This window comes from Plantibacter elymi (nom. nud.), assembly GCF_900177795.1.
GTDB classification, from domain to species: domain Bacteria; phylum Actinomycetota; class Actinomycetes; order Actinomycetales; family Microbacteriaceae; genus Plantibacter; species Plantibacter elymi.
Map to the genome: position 1 here is coordinate 769,092 of NZ_FXWJ01000002.1, position 15,627 is coordinate 784,718.

14 protein-coding genes are annotated in these 15,627 nt (G+C 69.3%); 6 read left to right on the forward strand and 8 right to left on the reverse strand.

The genetic code is table 11. The features are described 5' to 3' along the window. Nucleotides 1-70 precede the first annotated feature (70 nt). Nucleotides 71-1,642 (reverse strand): hypothetical protein, encoded by a 1,572-nt coding sequence (locus tag CCK91_RS08530; RefSeq protein WP_086473627.1) that lies wholly within the window; start codon nt 1,640-1,642, stop codon nt 71-73. Next, nucleotides 1,618-2,532, reverse strand: coding sequence for an ABC transporter ATP-binding protein (locus CCK91_RS08535; protein WP_086473628.1), 915 nt, complete (start codon nt 2,530-2,532; stop codon nt 1,618-1,620). The genes CCK91_RS08530 and CCK91_RS08535 overlap by 25 nt, the downstream gene beginning before the upstream one ends. Between CCK91_RS08535 and CCK91_RS19635 the strand changes: the two genes are divergently transcribed. The 6 genes from CCK91_RS19635 (at nt 2,480) to CCK91_RS08565 (ending at nt 8,486) form a co-directional block, all read left to right on the forward strand. Beyond that, nucleotides 2,480-3,220, forward strand: coding sequence for a hypothetical protein (locus CCK91_RS19635; RefSeq protein WP_165766989.1), 741 nt, complete (start codon nt 2,480-2,482; stop codon nt 3,218-3,220). The two genes, CCK91_RS08535 and CCK91_RS19635, sit on opposite strands and share 53 nt — an antisense overlap. Before the next feature lie 399 nt (nt 3,221-3,619). Further along, nucleotides 3,620-4,312, forward strand: coding sequence for a phosphocholine cytidylyltransferase family protein (locus tag CCK91_RS08545; protein WP_064296200.1), 693 nt, complete (start codon nt 3,620-3,622; stop codon nt 4,310-4,312). 117 nt (nt 4,313-4,429) lie between these two features. Next, complete coding sequence (locus CCK91_RS08550; protein ID WP_085510553.1) at nt 4,430-5,197, forward strand: ABC transporter permease; 768 nt, start codon at nt 4,430-4,432, stop codon at nt 5,195-5,197. Further along, nucleotides 5,197-5,955, forward strand: coding sequence for an ABC transporter ATP-binding protein (locus CCK91_RS08555; RefSeq protein WP_086473630.1), 759 nt, complete (start codon nt 5,197-5,199; stop codon nt 5,953-5,955). Before CCK91_RS08550 ends, CCK91_RS08555 begins: the two co-directional genes overlap by 1 nt. 74 nt (nt 5,956-6,029) lie before the next feature. Then, entirely contained in the window at nt 6,030-6,926 is an 897-nt protein-coding gene (locus CCK91_RS08560) for a hypothetical protein (RefSeq protein ID WP_086473631.1), read from the forward strand. An 84-nt stretch (nt 6,927-7,010) separates the two neighbouring features. Beyond that, the gene (locus tag CCK91_RS08565) at nt 7,011-8,486 is read left to right on the forward strand and encodes a glycosyltransferase (RefSeq protein ID WP_165767008.1); all 1,476 of its coding nucleotides are present in this window, start codon (nt 7,011-7,013) and stop codon (nt 8,484-8,486) included. Here CCK91_RS08565 and CCK91_RS08570 read toward each other — a convergent pair. The 6 genes from CCK91_RS08570 to CCK91_RS08595 all read right to left on the reverse strand — a co-directional run bounded on the left by CCK91_RS08570 (nt 8,407) and on the right by CCK91_RS08595 (nt 15,598). Next, entirely contained in the window at nt 8,407-9,615 is a 1,209-nt protein-coding gene (locus CCK91_RS08570; RefSeq protein WP_086473633.1) for an acyltransferase family protein, read from the reverse strand. The genes CCK91_RS08565 and CCK91_RS08570 overlap by 80 nt on opposite strands. Nucleotides 9,616-9,650: 35 nt before the next feature. Further along, complete coding sequence (locus CCK91_RS08575) at nt 9,651-10,967, reverse strand: CDP-glycerol glycerophosphotransferase family protein (protein ID WP_086473634.1); 1,317 nt, start codon at nt 10,965-10,967, stop codon at nt 9,651-9,653. A gap of 68 nt (nt 10,968-11,035) precedes the next feature. Continuing rightward, nucleotides 11,036-11,920, reverse strand: a complete 885-nt coding sequence (locus CCK91_RS08580; protein WP_086473635.1) for a glycosyltransferase family 2 protein — start codon at nt 11,918-11,920, stop codon at nt 11,036-11,038. Further along, complete coding sequence (locus tag CCK91_RS08585; RefSeq protein ID WP_086473636.1) at nt 11,920-12,747, reverse strand: CDP-alcohol phosphatidyltransferase family protein; 828 nt, start codon at nt 12,745-12,747, stop codon at nt 11,920-11,922. Before CCK91_RS08585 ends, CCK91_RS08580 begins: the two co-directional genes overlap by 1 nt. Next, entirely contained in the window at nt 12,748-13,815 is a 1,068-nt protein-coding gene (locus CCK91_RS08590; protein WP_086473637.1) for a glycosyltransferase family 2 protein, read from the reverse strand. A gap of 121 nt (nt 13,816-13,936) precedes the next feature. Beyond that, nucleotides 13,937-15,598 carry a S1C family serine protease gene (locus CCK91_RS08595; RefSeq protein WP_086473638.1) on the reverse strand — a complete coding sequence of 554 codons (1,662 nt, stop codon included), beginning with the start codon at nt 15,596-15,598 and terminating at the stop codon, nt 13,937-13,939. Nucleotides 15,599-15,627 lie beyond the last annotated feature (29 nt).

The window sequence follows — 15,627 nt, forward strand, 5'->3', positions numbered from 1 at the left end:
CGCCATGGCTCCATGGTACCGCCGGACGGCACCCGGATCTCCTGCGGGGCGATCCGGTCGCCGACGTCGGTCAGTGCGAGCTGGCGAAGCCGACGATCTCGGGGCTGCGGCGGTCGAAGACGCGACCACCGGCGAAGATCCCGATCGCGAGGACCAGGATGCCCGTACCCGCACCGACCGCGAGTGCCCCGAAGTTCCAGTTCGGCTCACCGGTGAGCCCGAGCACGGCCAGCCAGCCGGCGGGGATCGTGAGGAGCACCGTACCGAGCAGGCTCAGGAACTGTGCGGACATGCCGCTGCTGCCCGGGACCTGCGGCTGCTGGAACGGGCTGTCGCCGGGAAGCGACGTCGGGTACGGGAACCGCGCGGACACGAAGCTCGCGATCCCGGCACCGCTGAACAAGAGGCACGTGCTCACCCCGATCATCGACGGCAGGGCGTCCCAGTCGCCGTAGAACAGGATGCTCAGCGTCGACCCGACCGCGATGAGCGGGATGCCGATGAGGAGCACCGGGAAGAGCCGGCCGATCCGATCTGATCGTCCGCGGACCCCCGAGGCGACGTGCAACCAGACCGCGGTCGAATCGAAGGCGAGGTCGTTGTGCAGGAGCCAGCCGAGGAACCAGCACACGACCGGAAGGGGGACGAGTGCGAGGACGTTCATCGGGATGCCGGCGACGAGCATGGGCACGAAGAAGATGAAGGGCGCGATCGGGATGATCACGAGGGAGACGAGGTACCGCGGATCGCGCAGCCAGTAGGTCATGCTCCGAGCGGCGATGGCTCCGGACGGCGAACCGGGGAGCAGGTCGAACCAGCCCAGGCCGGTGCTGTCGCGGCCCGTCCCGAGGCGTTCGGGTGCGACGAGCAGTCGTGCGACGAACGCCTGCCAGGCGAACCAGAGCAGGGCGATGGTCGCCGCGGTGAGCAGCAGCTTGACGACCGCCGGTGCGATGCCGCCGAGTGCGGCATCACCGGGGAACGACCAGACGGCGCCGAGCGGCGTCCAGCTGAGGATGTCCGCGACCCGTCCGAGGACGGCGAATCCGTCGCGCTTCCAGTCCACCGTGGTGAGGGCGATGATCGCCGGAGCCACGGCGATGATGAGCACCAGCCCGAGGACACCCATGACCTCCTTGGCGCGACGCGTCGAGAGGAGGCTCGCGGAGATCGAGGTCGCGATCCGGGCCAGGAGTGCGCAGAGCAACACGCCCAGGACGGCGGAGACCACGGCGAGGACGGCGGGCAACGGCGACCGCGACCAGGTGACCACCGACGAGGCCGCGAGGACGGCGAGGACGAGCGACGGCACCGACACGAGGGCTGCGACGAGCAAGCCGGCCGACAGGGTGCGGTTGGGCAACCCGAAGAGGGAGAACGCTCGCGGATCCAGCTGATCGTCGACGCCGAAGACGAGCGGCAGGATGACGAACCCCAAGACGACGGCCGATCCGGCCAGCACCAGCAGGTTGCGGGTGACCTCCGGATCGCCACCACGCAGGGCGACGAGACCGGTGCTCGCGAGCACGACGATCCACACGCCGACCGCGATCGCGAGGACGAGCCCGACCAATCGCCAGGGGCTGCGGCGGAACGCGTTGAGCGTCAGCTGCAGTTTCAGTCGGAGAAGCTGTGCAACCATTCCATTCCCTCTGCCGACTTGCGGCCCCCGGCGAGCTCGACGAACCGCTCCTCGAGCGTGCCCGTTCCGCGCACCTCGTCGACGGACCCGGCGGCCAGCACCTTGCCCTGCACGATGATGGCCACGTGATCGCACACGCGCTGAATGAAGTCCATGCCGTGGCTCGAGAGCACGACGGTTCCGCCGTTGGCGACGTACCGCTGGAGGATCTCGATGACGTTCGCCGCGGAGACCGGGTCGACCGATTCGAACGGCTCGTCGAGGATGAGGAGACGCGGCGAGTGGATGAGTGCGGCAGCCAGCGCGATCTTCTTCGTCATGCCCGCCGAGTAGTCGGAGACGAGACGACCGAGCGCGTCGTCGAGACCGAAGGCACGAGCCAGATCGGCGGTCCGCGACTTGACGGTCGCCGGGTCGAGCCCGCGCAGGACGCCGGAGTAGTACAGGAGCTGGCTGCCGGTCAGGCGGTCGAAGAGCCGCAGCCGGTCGGGCAGCACACCGATCGCCCGCTTGGCCTCGGCGGGATCCTGCCAGACGTCGACGCCCTGGACGGTGATGGAACCCGCGTCGGGACGGAGCAGACCCGTGACCATGGACAGCGTGGTGGTCTTGCCGGCGCCGTTGGGACCGACGATGCCGTAGAAGGAGCCCCGGCGGACCTCGAGATCGACGCCGTCGACGGCGACCGTGTCGCCGAACTGTTTGACGAGTCCTGAGATCGACAGGACGACGGGATGTGCGCCGTCGTCGGCTGCATCGCCGCGCTGCGGCGTCGTCGCTGCGGGCGACGAGGTGGTGGCGGACGGCCGGGTCGAAGCGGTACGGCCGACAGGACGCTTGGGCGCTGCCGCCGGAGCGACGACCTCCTCCTGCGGAGGCGTCACCGACACGGACTCCGACGGCGCGGGTGTCGTCTGGCGGGCCGTGTCGTCCGTGGTCTTCTCGGCGGTGGACGAAGCGGTCGTCGGGGTCTCGCTCTGCGTGTCGTCGGCCCGAGGCTCGTCGACGGCGATCCGGTCGACCGATCCGGGTGCGCTGACCTCGTCGAGGACACCGGCGACCGCGGCGGCCGTCTGTTCGGTCTGCTTTGCGGCGCTGGTGCGTGCCGGTGTGCGCTTGGCCGGCGTCCGGGCCGTCGTGGACTTCGTCGTCGAGGTCCGGGCGGTGGTCGTCTTGGCGCCCGCGGCCTTGGTCGCCGGCTTCGCGGCTGCGGGGCGCGCCGTCGTCGACCTGGGCGTCTTCGGGGCGGTGGTCGTCTCGGCCGACTCAGTGCTCTCCGCAGTACCGGCTGCAGCAGCCGACTTCGCGGGCGTGCGCTTCGCGGCGGTGGTGCGCGCCGTCGTCGACTTGGTGGCCGTGGTCTTCGCCGCTGAGGTCCGTGTGGTCGTCGAGCGTGCCGTGGTCGTCTTGGGTGCCGGTGTGGTCGCGTCCCCGGACTCCCCCGAGGTCTCGCTCGCCGATGTGGTGCGGGTGCGTGGTGTACTCGGCCGCTTCGCCGGGGCCTTCGCCGTTCCGGTGGCCCGAGGCGTCGTCGAGCGGGGTGCGCGCTTCGGTGCCGTCGGCGCCGCAGAGCCCTGATCGTCGGAGGGGGTCGTCGGCGCAGGTGCACCAGCGGCGTCGGCGGGGTTCGGCGCGCCCGGACTCGTCGACGTGCCGTCGGCAGGCGCGGGCTGCTGAGCGGGATCTGGCGGAGTCGTGGAAGTCACCAAGCAAACCTACCAACAGCGGCGGCCGCAGCGGACAGCGGAGTCTCAGGATGAACGGTTGACACATCTCCCCCAAGCTGTGTAAACGCCGGGTGGTCGATCACAAAACGACAACGGACCCTGGGAACCCCTGACAGACGGAGTTCACCGCGGCTAGCCTGTATTTTGGCATAACGGAGTGTCTTTCAATGCACGTCTTGGTTAATCCTCGGTGAATCGTCCACAGCATCGTGGCACCGCGTGATTCCATACCCACACTGAGGAGAACAACGTGACCACCCAGGTAGTGATCCTTGCCGCAGGGATGGGCAGCCGTCTCGGCCGCTCGCTTCCCAAGCCCCTGACCGAGCTCAGCGACGGCCGCACCATCATGCAGCAGCAGTTCGACAACATCCACCACGCGTTCGGAGCGAGCGCCAAGGTGACCATCGTCGTCGGCTACAAGCTCGAGCACATCATCGAGGCCTTCCCCGACGCGTCCTTCGTCTACAACGAGCAGTACGACCAGACCAACACCTCGAAGAGCCTCATGCGCGCCCTCGCGGCGTCTCAGGCCGGCGGCGTGCTCTGGATGAACGGCGACGTCGTCTTCGACCCGGCCGTCCTCGATCGCGCTGCCGCGATGATCGCCAAGGACCGCTCCTTCGTGACCGTCAACACCTCCAAGGTGTCCGACGAAGAGGTCAAGTACACGACGAGCGCCGAGGGCTACATCAAGGAGCTCTCGAAGACCGTCGTCGGCGGGCTGGGCGAGGCCGTGGGCATCAACTACATCTCGTCGCAGGACAAGACGATGCTGCACCGCTACCTGACCAAGGTCGGCGACCAGGACTACTTCGAGCGCGGCATCGAGCTGGCCATCGAGCGCGAAGGCATGCTCGTCGAGCCGGTCGACATCTCCGACCTCTACGCGGTCGAGGTCGACTTCGCCGAAGACCTCGAGCGCGCGAACCTCTTCGTCTGAGGGTCCCGTCCACATCACACACGAACGCCGTCCCGACGCTGAGCGTCGCGGGCGGCGTTCCTGCGTCGCCTCGATAAGGTTGGTCACGTGAGTTCTTCTGCTGAGACGCGGCCAAGGATGTCGCGTTCGGCGAGGTATCGCCACGCGCTCTGGATCCTGACCGTCCGAGACCTGCGTGTGCGCTACTCGACGAGCGCGCTCGGCTACGTGTGGTCCATCCTCGACCCCCTCGTCATGAGCGGGATCTACTGGTTCGTCTTCACGCAGGTGTTCCGGCGCGACGTCGGCGAGGAACCGTACATCGTGTTCCTCCTCGCCGCCCTGCTGCCGTGGATGTGGTTCACCGGATCCGTGTCCGACAGCACCCGCGCCTTCCTGCGCGAGGCGAAACTCGTCCGTTCGACGACGATCCCCCGGACGATCTGGGTGAATCGGATCGTGTTGTCGAAGGGCATCGAGTTCCTCGCGGCGCTTCCGGTCCTCGCGGCCTTCGCGATCTTCAGTGGCGCCCAGGTGAACCTCGACATCGTGCTGTTCCCACTCGCCATCGTCATCCAAGCCGTCCTGACCATCGGGCTCTGCCTGATCGTCGCTCCGCTCGTCGTGTTCTTCCGCGACCTCGAGCGAGCCGTCAAACTCGTCCTGCGGTTCATGTTCTACGCGACGCCGATCATCTACAGCACGACGGCGCTGCCCGACAAGATCGAGCCCTTCGCGGCGTTCAACCCGCTCAGCGGCATCTTCGCGCTGTACCGGTCCGCATTCTTCCCGCAGGAGCTCAACTGGCACCTCGTGGGTGTGTCCGCCGCCATGTCGGCAGTGATCCTCGCGGTCGGTCTCCTCGTCTTCAAGCGCTGCGAGCGCTCCGTGCTGAAGGAGATCTGATGCCCACAGGCAACGCAACCGCTGGACGGCCGGCGATCTCGGTCGCCGACGCAGGTATCCGGTTCCGGCGTAACCGTGGCGGTCGGCGGAGTTTCAAGGACCTCTTCGCCGGTCGCGACCGTCGCTCGAAGCCGGGCGAGTTCTGGCCCCTCCGCCACGTCTCCTTCGATGTCGCCCCCGGCGAGGCGATCGGCGTCGTCGGTCGGAACGGTCAAGGCAAGTCGACGCTGCTCAAGCTCGTCGCCGGCGTCGTCCTGCCCGATGAGGGCACCATCGGTGTGCGCGAGGGTGTCGCGCCGCTCATCGAGATCACCGGCGGCTTCGTCAACGACCTGACTGTCCGCGACAACGTGTACCTGACGGCCGGCCTCCACGGCATGTCGCGCCGCGAGATCGACGGACGCTTCGACGACATCATCGCGTTCGCCGAGATCGCCGACTTCATCGACACCCCGTACAAGCACCTCTCGAGCGGGATGAAGGTGCGCATCGCCTTCGCGGTGATCGCGCAGCTCGAGGAGCCGATCATCCTCGTCGACGAGGTCCTCGCCGTCGGCGACCGGGCGTTCCGCGAGAAGTGCTACCGGCGCATCGAGGAACTCCTCGAGGGCGGGCGGACCCTGTTCTTCGTCTCGCACAATGAGAAGGACCTCAGGCGGTTCTGCACGAGGGGGCTCTACCTCGACAAGGGAGCGCTCGTGCTCGACGCCCCGATCGACGACGTGCTCGACCGCTACAACGCCGACTACAACAGCTGAGCCCCTCCAGCAAGCGTCAGTCGACCCGCAGTGGGTCGACGTAGACTGGCCGCCCCGCCCACGAGGAGGTCGTCATGACCGGACCGCAGCAGGGACCCGTTCCGGGTCCCGCCCAGTTCCCCACCACCGCAGCACAGCAGCCCGTGCTGCCCGAGCCGGGATGGGTGCGGGCGCTCGACCGACTGCTCTGGGTCCAGCGACCGGTGGTCGTGGCGCACATCCGGTCGATCCGGCGCATGTATCCGAACGCGACGGCCGACCAGCTCATCCGCGTCCTGGAACGCCGATACCTCACGACGGTGACGACGACGGGAGCCGCCGTCGGCGCGACCGCTGTGGTCCCGGCGATCGGGACGGCGACGACCCTTGCGCTCTCCGGTGTCGAAACGGCCGGGTTCCTCGAGGCGACCGCCCTGTTCGCCCAGTCGGTCACCGAGGTCCATGGCATCGCCCTGGCGGATCCGATGCGATCCCGCGCGCTCGTCATGACCATGATGCTCGGCAAGGCCGGAACCGACCTCCTGCGCAACTTCGGATCCCAGGCGGCAGGCAAGGGAGTCCCGCGGCAGGCGTTCTGGGGCCAGACGATCACCCAGGGTCTGCCGTCGATGATCGTGGGCCCCGTCGCCGACCAGTTGCGGGTGCGCTTCGTGAAGCACTTCGCGGCGAGCGGCAGCGCCGGCGTCATCGGCAAGGCGCTCCCCTTCGGCGTCGGAGCGGCCGTCGGCGGTATCGGCAACCACATGCTCGGCCGTCAGGTCGTCCGTGCCGCCCGCCAGGCGTTCGGACCGGCGCCGTTCGTCGTCCCCCTCGACCTCGAGCCGCGGATGCGGGCCGTCTCCGGCCGGTCCGGCCTCGGGAAGATCCGCGACCAGGTGTTCCGTCGCCGGAAGCACCTGGCCATCGAGTCGGGCGGCGAGACCGCCGGCGGCGAGCCGATGGGCGGAGACGGGCCCGAGCAGCGTCCCTGACCGACCGCGGCGCGCTCGGCGTCACCGCCGACGGGGCCGCTCCGGATGCGGCATCCCTCCAGGTCCATCGCGTACCGTCGGAGGGTGAGACTTCCATTTCTGCGCCGTCCCCAGAAGCCCTTCCCGGAAGGCCGCCACTTCGCCGTGACCTGGGGTCTGTCCGACGACTTCGGCGGCATGACGGAAGCGATGCTGCAGCGCTCGCGCGCGTTCATCCGTTTGGCTGACACCCCGGTCGACGTCCTCACCTTCGACCACCGCGCGGACTACCCCGAGTTGGAGGCACGGCTGCGCGCACGCGGAGACCTGATCGACGGACTCCGCGTCGTCAACCTCTGGGACTGGCTCCGTGACAACCCGCTGGCGGGTGGGTCACTCGACCTCACCCGCCACGGGTTCACCCCGCTCCCCCTCGAGGACGACGGCACAGAACGACGCCGCGGCGATGCGGTCCTCAGCCGCGAGCGACACGACGAGTCCGGTCAGATCCTGCAGGTGGACGTCTATCGGACCGACGGCACCCTGCTCCTGTCCGACCGCCGCGATACGCGCGAGCGGGGCGTCAAGGGCGGCCGGTCCGTGGTCCTCTGTGACGATCAGGGCCGTCCCGTCCGATCCTGGGGGCGCATCTGGTCCTTGTACCGCGCCTGGTTCGACACGCTCACCGCAGGTGCTCCGGCCTGGATGATCGTCGACAGCAAGACCATCGCCCCGTTCGTCCTGAGCTACCGGAAGCGTAACGTCGTCACCGCGCATGTCGTGCACGCCTCGCACCTCCAGGGCACGGAACGACCACACGGTCGATTGCGGGAGACACGGCGAGCGGTGTTCGAGGCGCTCGACGACTTCGACCTCGTCGCCCTGCTCAGCGACCGCCAGCTCGCGGATGTCACGACGATGCTCGGCGAGCACTCCTCACTCACGGTCATCCCGAACTCGCGCGAACTCGTTGCACCGGACGTCGCGCGTGCACCTCGGCCTCGCAGCCGCGGGATGTTCCTCGGGTCGCTCACGGCCCGGAAGCGGCCGGCAAACGCGATCCGCGCCGTCCTCGCCACCACCTCAGTGGATGGGCCTCCCCCGACGCTCGACGTCTACGGCGGCGGGGAACTGCTCGAGGAGCTGCAGACGCTCCTCGCCGTCGAGGACCCGGAGCACCGGGTCGTCCTCCACGGCTACGACCGCTCCGCCCGGCAGCAGCTCGGCTCCGGTTCGTTCCTCGTCATGACCTCGACCTCGGAGGGCTTCCCGCTCGTGCTCATCGAGGCGATGGCAGCCGGGTGTCTTCCCATCGTGGTCGACGTCCCCTACGGGCCGGCCGACATCGTCCGCGACGGTTGGAACGGGTTCCTCGTGCCGTCCGCGGAGCCGGCCGTCGTGTCGGCAGCCATCGAGCGTCTGCTCGCCCTCCCTCAAGCCGAGGTCGACGCGCTGCGTCGCCACGCCAGAACGACCGCGGAGCAGTACGACGACGAAGCCGTCACCCGTCGGTGGGCTCAGGAGTTGCACTCGGCCGCTCGCCGGAAGAAGCGGAACGCGCTCGTCCCTCGCGTCGGCTGAGCATCCGGGAGCGCACCGCCGCGACCCCCGTCTGCACCCCTCGGCCGACGCGGCGCGCCAGGCCATGGGACGGACGCTCGACGAGCTGGAAGAACCCGGCGGCGATCAGCAGGCTGAGTGGCACGCCCACGATGCCGACCAGCCACCAACGCTCGTCGCCGAACATGAAGGCGAGCGTGGCCAGGATGGGGGCATGCACGAGGTACAGGCTGAACGACACCTTGCCGAGCCAGAGGACGGGCGGGGTCTCGAGGAGCCGCCGGGCGAACGGGCTTCCGATGGCGACGACGATGAGGCCGGCCGCGCCCACGCCCGACAGGCCCCAGAGCGCCTGACCCAGCGTGGAGGAGGACTCGACGTATGGTCGGGAGAGCCAGCTCGCGACGAGCAGGAGCGCGGACCCGCCCGTGAGCAACGCCCACTGCAGCGGGCGGGACCGGTCCGCAGCCCAGGCGCGGAGGTCGTCGAGCCTGACGGCGATCAGCGTACCGATGAAGAAGGCCGGCAGGTACACGGCGGCGTCCATCCCGGCGACCCGCCCGAGCACCATGACCACGGCCATCACTGCGGCGACCGGCCACGCCCAGCGACGCAGCAGCCGAGCGAGCAGGACGGCGAACGGGAGGAGGAGCGTGAAGATCAGCTCCCAGCGCAGCGACCACAGGGTGTTCACCAGGTCATAGCTCACCGGCGTCAGGGTGGCCTCCGTCAGGAGGTGCAGCGGGTCGACGCTCGTCGCGTTCGCGTTCGCGATCCACTCGCCCGTGGTCACCGAGGCGGGATCCCTCGGGATCAGCAGGATGAGTGCGGCGGCGAACAGCAGTGAGCCCCAGACGGGGAGGTAGAGGCGCACGAATCGGGCGGCGAAGAACCCTGGCCAGCTCGCACCGCCTCGCAACAGCGGAAGCGCGACGACGAGACCGCTCAGGACGAAGAACACCTGCACGGCCTCGGTGCCGGCGAAGAGCAGCTTGAGTGGTGTCTCGGTCGCGATGTCCCAGGCGGGCTCTGAGATCCGGCCCGTCGCGAAGGGTCGTGCGAGCAACGACACGTGGTACAGCACCACGACGACGCTGGCGACACCACGGACTCCGTCGAGGGAGGCCAGTCGCCCGGAGGACGGATTCACCTGCCCGACCCTACGCGGCTCTCCTGGGCGCGGACTCAACGGCTCGTGGTGCCTCGGGCGCGATCCTCGTCGTCGCCCTCGTCTTCGTCCTCGTCGTCCTCATGCTCGTCGAGCTCAGGCCGGCCATCGGCGTGCGCGAGGGCGAACCGTTCCCACTCCGACATCAGATGTTCGATCGCGCTGTGGAACCTCGCCGTCGTCACCCCGGGCGTCGTGTCGCCGAAGTAGTACTGGACCCAGTGCTGCAGTCGAGCGACCGTCTCGGGATCACCGAGGAGCCGGTCGACCCCGTCGACGATGTCCGCGGCGTCCGACGCATCGAGCCATTCGCACGCCGAGAGGTACCCGCCGGTGTCGATCTCGGCCTCCGGGTTCACGGGACGGGTGATCATGAGCGGCTTCCCGCTCGCGAGGCGGTCGTAGACCATCGCGGAGATGTCGACGATGGCCGCGTCCGCTGCCGCCAGCTGCCAACCGAGGTCGGCACCCGTGTCGACGACGTGCTGGGCGGAGGCGTCCGCACGGTTCGCCTCGTGGAGCGCAGCCATGATCTCGCGGTTCGCATTCGCGTAGGCCGGATCGATGACACCGCTCCTCGGGTGCGGACGGTACACGACGCGGTGCCGCCCGGTCGCGATGAGTGCTCGGACGAGGGTCACGCCGTGGCTCGCGATCGAACCGTATGCCGCAGCCGCGCGGTCGCCCTCCCAGGTGGGCGCGTACAGGACCACGGTCCGCTCATCAGGCGTGTAGGGCAGCTCGCCCGAATAGTGGTCGGCCTGCGGACGGCCGATCATGATCGCGCGCTTGTCGAAGTCGTAGTCCCAGAGCACCCGCTCCAGCCGGTTCCTCGCCGCTTGGCCGGCGATGAGGCTGTAGTCGTAGGCCTTGAACTGGTTGGTGGTCATGTACATCTTGTCGCTCTCGCCGTGGTTGACGAAGACGTGCCAACGGGAGCCGTAGCGGAACATCTGGAAGTTCTTGGCGTTCTGGTTGACGTACAGCACGACCCGGATGTCCTGTTCGGCCAGCGTGCGCTCGAGAGCGACGACCGTCCGGACATAGGCCGTCGGGATCGGCGACTCCTCGAAGAGTTTCGCCGCTGCGGTCGCTCCCCGGCTGAGGATCAGGACGGGCCACCGCTCGGACAACTCGGCGAGCGGGCGGTACCACTGACGGATCTGGTACATGTTGACCGCGCCGTCCGCGAAATACACGGCCACCTTGTAGCGCCCCGGCTCGATCACGGGAGCCGCCTGCATCTGCGCCGCGAGGACGGCTCTGGCCCGGCGGTTGGCGAGCAGGTCCTTGGCGAGCGTGATGGCACGACGACCGTCTCTGATCAGTCCCATGTCAGCTCCAGCATCCGTCAAGCGTAACGACGCCAGGTCACGGTGGGATCACGACGGGTGTCCGCAGCTCAGATGACCGGAGGTCGCCCTGCGCGCGTCATCCGCCAGACCGTCCGCCAACGCAGTGGGCGACGTTCGCCGGGGTCCGTGCGCCAGCCCTCGCGCCAGCCGCCGAACCAGGGGCGGAGGGCGTCCGGCTTCCGCCACCACCGGATCACCTGGATCGCGGTCCACGAACCCACGTACAGCGGGATGAGCGGCACCGGGAGGTTCCGGCGTGCGAGCCAGACCCGGTTCCGAGCGTTGAGCCGGTAGTAGGCGGTGTGCCTCGTCGGTTCGGTCACCGGGTGGTTCGCTTCGAGGGACGCCTCGTACCAGGCTCGCCTCCCCTGGTCCCAGACCCGCCAGGCGAGCTCGATGCCCTCATGCGCGTAGAAGAACGGGTCGGCCCATCCGCCGACGGCGTCGAACACTGGCCGCGGCAGCAGGACTGCCGCTTCGAGGCAGGAGAACACGGCGCTCGAATGCCCCGGGTCCTTGTCGCGGGTGCGCGGCACCCAGCGGGACGGCGTCGCTGCACCGTCCGCGTCGGCGAGCCGGGGCTGGATGAGACCGATGGAGCGGTCCGCGTCGAGCATCGCGATGGCGTCGCGGAGGAACGTGGTGGACGGGATGGTGGCGTCGTCGTCGAGGAAGAACACGAACTCCCCCTGCACGGCGTCGGCACCACGGTTGCGGCCGGCCGGGATCCCGAGGTTCTCCGACAGGGCCAGGCCTCGAGCGCCGTCCGGAAGTCCGGTCGGCTGCCAGCCGTTGCCGACCACGACCACGTCGAGCTCCACCGCTTGCTGGGCGAGCACGCTCTCCACGGCTGCGGTGAGCTCGACCGGGCGGCTCCCCTGCGTCAGGACCACGACGCCGACGGAGCGCGTGACCGGGATCGGGCCGGACATCACGCGTGGAGCCGCTTCGACGAGACGATCGCGATGAAATGCCCGACGAGCGTCAGGAACGCGAGCGGCACGAGGATCGCGAGCACCCAGCGCATCGCCTCCACGTCGCCGACGAACAGGCCGACCACGGACGCGGCGAAGATCACCATGGTCAGTTCGACCGAGTGGAACAGCCGGTGGAACGGCAGGAACCGCGCCACCGTCCGCGCCGTCGCGAGCAGTCCCCCGCGCGGCGCCGACTCCTCGGTCGAGTACGTGAGCTTCGGCGCCCCGAACCCGGCTCGGGCGACCCGCACCATGTCGTTCAGCGCCTTGTTGAGCACGACGAACAGCGCAAGTGCGAATCCGAGGGTGATCCAGACGAGGTCCTCGGGCGCATCGACCGGCCACGCGGCGGCACGGATGCCGAGCGCGATCGCGATGAGCGACTCCGTGGAGTAGTGGCCGACGGAGTCCAGGAACGCACCAGCCGGACTCGACGTCCGCCGCCAGCGCGCGACCTCACCGTCGCAGCAGTCGACGAGCATCTGCGTCTGGCCGAGCACGAGTGCGAGAGCCGCGCCTCCGAACCCGGGGATGAGCAGCGCGGCGGCCGTCGCCCAGCCGGTCAGGATCATCAGACCCGTCACGCCGTTCGCGCTGATGCTCGTCCGGAGCAGCAACCAGGTGACGTACGGCGACAGGTCTCGCAGGTAGAGGTCGGCGGTCCAGTGCTCGGCGTTCTTCCGCGCGCGGACCTCCGGCGGTTGCGCCACGGCACGGAGTTCGGCGATCGTCCGCGGGGGCGTGAGCCTCGGCCCGCTTCCGGCCGTACTGGGATCCGACATCTAGACCGCCTTCGGTGGATTGCGCAGCGCGGAGATGCCCTTCGCGAGCGAGCCGTAGCCGAGCACGAACCCCGTGCCCCAGCAGAAGTGGATGCACGGCAGGACGGCGAGCATCCAGAGGCTCGTCCGCACCCCGTCCCGCCCGGTGACGACGATGCTCGCGAGCAGCACGATGGCCGCGTAGGCGATGGGGGCCGCGAACCCGAGCAGCAGCCACGGCGTCGCTCCCACACCCAGCTGGACCAGGCCTCCGAGCCCGAGCAGCGTGCCGAGCACGATGCCGAGCACCAGGACCGGCGGAGCGAAGTAACGGAGCGTGCCGCGGGTGGGGAAGCTCCGGCTGAGCTCGCCGCGCCAGAGCCCGGTGGAGAAGAACTGTCGCGCCAGGGCCCGCATGCTCGCACGCGGGCGGTAGACGACGCGCAACGCCGGCGTGAACCAGACGAGGCCGCCGGCCTGCTTGATCCGGCGGTTGAGCTCCCAGTCCTGTCCGCGTTTGATGCGCTCGTCGAACATGCCCACCCGCATGAGCATCTCGCGGTCGAAGACCCCGAGGTAGACCGTGTCGGCAGGCCCCTCTCGACCGCCGACGTGGTGGGGTGTGCCCCCGAGTCCGACGCGCGAGCCGTACGCCCGCGCCACCGCCGTCTCGAAGCTCGTACGCCCCTGGGCGTCCATGATCCCGCCGACGTTCTGCGCCCCGGTGCGGAGCATGGTCTCGACCGCGAGACGCGCGTAGTCGTCGGGCAGCTCGGAATGGGCGTCGACCCGGATGACGATCGGATGCGTCGACGCGGCGATCGCCAGGTTGAGTCCGGCCGGGGTCGACCCGACGCGGTTCTCCAGCACATGGATGCGCGGGTCGGCCGCTTGGAGCTCTCGGACGAGCTCGGTCGTGCCGTCGATGCTCGGTCCGACGGCGATCGTGATCTCCACGTCGCCGGTGTAGTCCTGCGCCAGGAGGCTGTCGACGGCTGCCCGGACGTGTCGGACGTCGTTCAACACCGGCATCACATAGGAGACTCCGGGCGACGACGGTGCGTCGGCCTGGCCTGTGTCGTTCGACATGGGGGTTCACTCCGTGTTTCGTTCGATCGAGCCTAGCAGCCGGTCGTCGGGGTGGCCCGGACGCGGAGGACGCCCGCACGGTGGCCGTGCGGGCGTCCTCCGGGGCATGACGCCCCGGGTGTCAGAGCGCGAGTTCGCCGAGCGTGACGTCGGCGGTCTGCGAGTCGTTGCCGCGGGTGAAGGTGAGCTTCGCCGTCGCCCCGGCCGCGAGCGCCCGCACCTGAGCGGTGAGGTCGTTCGCACCCGTGACCGGGACGCCGTTGAACTCGGTGACGATGTCCCCGGACTTCAGACCCGCGGCCTGCGCGGCGCCGTTGTCGGTGACCTTGTCGACAAGTGCGCCGGCGACCGTGCTCTTGGCGTCGCTCGAGGCGTCCTTCACGGTCGCGCCGAGCAGGCCGTGGGTCGCCTTGCCCGTCTTGATGATCTCGTCCGAGACGCGCTTGGCGATGTTCGCCGGGATGGCGAAGCCGACACCGATGCTGCCGCTCTGCGACGACGAGTCGGTGCTTCCGGCGCTCGCGATCGCGACGTTGACCCCGATGAGCTTGCCGGTGCCGTCGACGAGTGCGCCACCCGAGTTGCCGGGGTTGATCGCCGCGTCGGTCTGGATGACCGCGATGGAGATCGAGGAGGTCGGCGCGGTCGGGGTGGTCTGCCCCGGCACGTCGAAGTTCCACGGGCTCTGGTTGTCGCCGTTCGAGTCGCCGGACCCGCCGTCGTCGCTCGATCCGGAGTCCGGAACGGCGGAGGAGGCGACGGTGATGCTCCGGTTGAGGGCGCTGACGATGCCGTCGGTGACGGTCCCCGCCAGTCCGAGCGGCGCACCGATCGCGACGGCCGTCTCGCCGACGTTGAGCTTGTCGGAGTTCGCGAACTCCATCGGGCTGAGACCCGAGGCGTCCTCGAGCTTGATGACCGCCAGGTCGTAGATCGGGTCCGTGCCGACGATCTTGGCGTTGTACAGCTTGCCGTTCGCATCGGTGACGCGGATGGTCGGGTCGGCGACCTGGCCGTCCAGGGTCACCACGTGCGTGTTCGTCAGGACGTAACCGTCCTTGCTGAGGATGATCCCCGAGCCGGTACCGGCGCTCTGCCCGCCCTGGACCGAGAGGGTCACGACGCTCGGCCCGGCCGTCGCGGCGATGGCCGTGGTCAGGCTGACGTCGGCGTCGTCGTTGATGGTGAACGCCTTCGAGCCCGCCTCGTTGCTCGAGACGCTCGACTTCGTCGCGTTCGTGACCCAGAGCGTCGCCCCGGCGCCGGACGCTCCTCCGATGAGGGCGCCGACGGCGAGCATCGCGACCATGCCGGCCAGCGGGCGGTTGGTCTTCTTCGTCCGCGCTGCCGGTGGCGTCGGGACGCCAGGGTGCTGCCCGGTCGGCTGCTGGGCGTAGGGGGACGCTCCGTAGGGACCGTGCTGCTGACCGGGCTGCGGCTGAACCGTGGGCTGCTGACCGGTGGGCTGCTGGTACGCGGCGTACGGGTTCGGCTGCTGCTGACGGGAGAAGGCTGCGGACGGGTGCTGCGGCGCCTGCTGATACGGCGAGCCCTGCTGGGCCGCGCCGTAGGGCTGCTGCGTCGGCTGACCGGCGGGCGGTGCGGCCGGTGGCATCGCGGTCGGGGGCGGGAAGTACGCTCCTGAGGTCGACGGCCGTGCCTCGCCCGCGGGAGGCACTGTGCCGCCCGCCTGCTCAGCGGGTGCGGACTGCGGCGCGGTCTCACCGTTCGGGGTGGACTGGGGGTGTTCGGCGGGCTGCTGTCCGTCTGCGGTGTCGGTCATGGCGATTCTGCTCCTTCCAAGCGCAGTCA